General features: G+C 57.8%; 4 protein-coding genes. 2 read left to right on the top strand and 2 right to left on the bottom strand.

The window, feature by feature from the left end; genetic code table 11:
• Nucleotides 1–158 precede the first annotated feature (158 nt).
• Nucleotides 159–704: a hypothetical protein gene (locus tag Q0X21_RS10325; protein WP_297851773.1), complete on the bottom strand. Its 546-nt coding sequence runs from the start codon at nucleotides 702–704 to the stop codon at nucleotides 159–161.
• 125 nt (nucleotides 705–829) lie between these two features.
• Here Q0X21_RS10325 and Q0X21_RS10320 point away from each other — a divergent pair, with 125 nt between their 5' ends.
• Together Q0X21_RS10320 and Q0X21_RS10315 are read left to right on the top strand one after the other, a co-directional pair.
• The gene (locus Q0X21_RS10320) at nucleotides 830–1,357 is read left to right on the top strand and encodes an NUDIX domain-containing protein (protein ID WP_297851772.1); all 528 of its coding nucleotides are present in this window, start codon (nucleotides 830–832) and stop codon (nucleotides 1,355–1,357) included.
• Nucleotides 1,354–1,965, top strand: coding sequence for a GH25 family lysozyme (locus tag Q0X21_RS10315; protein WP_150386309.1), 612 nt, complete (start codon nucleotides 1,354–1,356; stop codon nucleotides 1,963–1,965). Before Q0X21_RS10320 ends, Q0X21_RS10315 begins: the two co-directional genes overlap by 4 nt.
• A gap of 6 nt (nucleotides 1,966–1,971) precedes the next feature.
• Here the strand turns inward: Q0X21_RS10315 and Q0X21_RS10310 are convergent, their stop codons facing one another.
• A complete protein-coding gene (locus Q0X21_RS10310; protein WP_297851770.1) occupies nucleotides 1,972–2,784 on the bottom strand; it encodes a hypothetical protein in 813 nt (270 codons plus the stop codon).
• Nucleotides 2,785–2,818: the final 34 nt, after the last annotated feature.

Genomic DNA, 2,818 nt, shown 5'->3' with positions numbered 1-2,818 from the left:
TCGGTGTTGTCTCCGGTACGGACGCGGAGCGGGCTGAAGAATCATGCGACTTGCCTGATTCCAACACGAGACTCATGTCCTATGCCAATTATGAGCAGGTCATGGGTGTGATTAATCGCGTTGTCCCTGATGCCCAATTCGAGGAACAAACCTGGTAACTACACCGCACCTGCCGGCGCCGCACGGGTTTTGCGGTACCGAATCAGATTGTTCACGCTGAAGGCCAGCGCAACGCCCGCGATGATGACCCAAATATCCCAACCGACTGAGGTCGCGGTGTCGTAACTAAACATCGATTGATAGAAGATACTCAGCACAAGCAGCGTTTGGATGCCCGCTCCAGCAATGCTGAACCTGGTGCCTTGTTTGTGGTCCGCGTGAAAGAACGAGACTGCGGCAACGAGATAACAGATGAGCAGCGCAGCTGTGCCCAAGAGCATGAGTCCGTTACCAGCGATGTACTGCGCTAACTCACCTTGTTCAAGGGCACGGTGAAAAGCACCATCCTGCGTAGTTACACCCCACCAGTTCCACCCAATTGTTGTGGTTTTGACGTCCACGTAGACCACGTAGACGAAGATGCATTCTAGAAAGCTGGTGAGAAGGCTCAGAAGAAAACACAGGAGCATGAAGGCGGCCCGTATAGGTGCTTTGGTGTTGAGGACGTCCGGCTGGGGCCGATCGTGCTTGTTGGGATGAGGCATAGTTTCTTCTCCGCTGCTGGAAACGGTAAAGCAAGATTATCTGGAACACGTGAATGAAGGTAGGTTTCCTCCCCGTTGCGTGTACTGCTTTCGTCCAGGCGCGCGTGGCCACGTAGACTCGGCCCATGCCTATCCCTGAGTTCATCGTGGAAACCCGGAAGAAGATTGGGACGGATCTGATGTGGATCCCGGCGGTATCCGCCGTTGTGTTGCGAGATTCAACCGATGATTCCCCGTGGGCTGTGCCCGAGGTACTGCTGGTTCAGCGTGCGGATAACGGCGCGTGGACACCTGTCACGGGGATCTGCGACCCGGGGGAGGAACCCCACGATGCCGCGGTGCGCGAGGTGCGCGAAGAAACCGGCCTGGACGTGACACCGGCTGCCTTGCTGGGGGTGGGCGCAATTGGGCCGATCGTTCACGTCAACGGCGATAATGCCTCATACATGTCTGTGGCTATTCGTCTGGAGGCCACCGACCCGTCCGCAGTGCCCTTCGTGGCCGATGATGAATCGAGCGACGTCGGCTGGTTTTCCATCGCCCACATGCCGGTGACTGATCCGAAGTGGCGCTTAGTCATCGCTGATGCGATTGCACAACGTAAACACCCTGCTAATTTCACGCCGCGCATGGGCTTTGCCAAGCGCTCATGACCGTCTGCTTCGGCATCGACGTCAGCGAGCATCAAGACGGTATCAGTCTCGTGCGCGCTGCCGCTGAGGGCATGGAATTTGCCATCGTGCGCACGACGGACGGCACCTATCGTGACCGCACGTATCGCTCGCATATCGACGACGCCGTGGCCGCCACCCTCCCCGCCGAGGCCTACCACTACCTCCGCAACCCAAAGGAGGGGACATCCATCGCCGAGCAAGCCGCGGCGGCCGTGGATGTGATGGGTGGTGCCGGAAGTCCGTGGGCGCGCCCGATCTGGTTGGACTGTGAAACACCGGCGGGTTTACACCTTGATCACATCCGTGAAGCACGCGATCTCTTCCAATCAGCTGGCATCGACGTGGCGGGCGTATACACTTACCCCCGCTATTGGCGGTGGCGGCTGTTCGGGGCGGATACTCGTGAATTCGGTGCCGTGTGGGTGGCCAGCTACGGCCACGATCAGGCGGGAATTCCCGGTGATATTTTTCCGGGGTTGGAGGCATGGCCGGGATTCGTCGGCAAGCAAAAACCCGCCATGTGGCAGTTCGGTTCAAAAGCCACAGTGGCGGGTTATGCGGTGGATATCAACGCCCGGTTGCTCTAGCACCTACTAGTAGGTGTTCGGCCACCCCGGCTGCTGCGGTTGAGCTGGCTGAGGCACGAAAGCATTTTTCGGCTTCTTAAACGCAACTAAAACGTAAATGCTGAAGGCCACAGCAACCAAGCAGAGGATGGCCCAGAGCCAGAAACCAGCGCCGAAGGACGTTTCGGCCATGTTGGCGAATTCAGGGTCAGCAACGACAGAGAAGCGAGATGCTGCGCCAAGGAGGACCGCCACGAACTGGATTAGGCCAGCAACAAGGCCCAAAACAGCGGCGATCCTGACCTTACGAAGAACACCCATCACCACAGCGCCAACCAAGAATCCGAGCACGCTCAAAGTGATGAGCATGAGCACCAACTTCATGGTCTCGTATTCACTACCGAGCTCGGCGGTGACTTCCTCCTCGAAGGTCTCCGCGAACGAACCAAAGCCGTCGCCCCGCAGCTTGAGAGCGCCCCACCAGTTGATCGTGGACGTCATTGAACCAAAACTGTCGAGTGTCTCGGAGCTCTCACCGAAAAATTCATCAAGGAACGGCACGTCCTCAGTCAGGGACTGAGCAAAACTTGAACCAGTGATCTTTGCTGCGATGTAGGGCAGGAAGCTACTGATCAGCGTCAGAATGAACAGGCCGGTATACACCCACGTCGGCCATGCAGGAAGCGCCAACTTCTGTTGCTGTGGTTGTCCTGCAGGCGGGTAAAACGGCTGTTGTGGTTGTTGCTGCGGCTGCGCTTGCGCTGGAACCTGCGCATCCCAGTTGTACGAAGACGGCTGGGGTGCACCGTGGTTCGGCTGAGGTGAATTCGGATACGTCATGGTCGCCTTTCGCTGTGTATGCCTAATCGGGGGT

Source organism: uncultured Corynebacterium sp. (genome assembly GCF_947253065.1).
In the GTDB taxonomy this organism is placed as follows: domain Bacteria; phylum Actinomycetota; class Actinomycetes; order Mycobacteriales; family Mycobacteriaceae; genus Corynebacterium.
The sequence above is the reverse complement of the archived record's forward strand: the minus strand, read 5'-3'. Positions and strand labels throughout refer to the sequence as shown.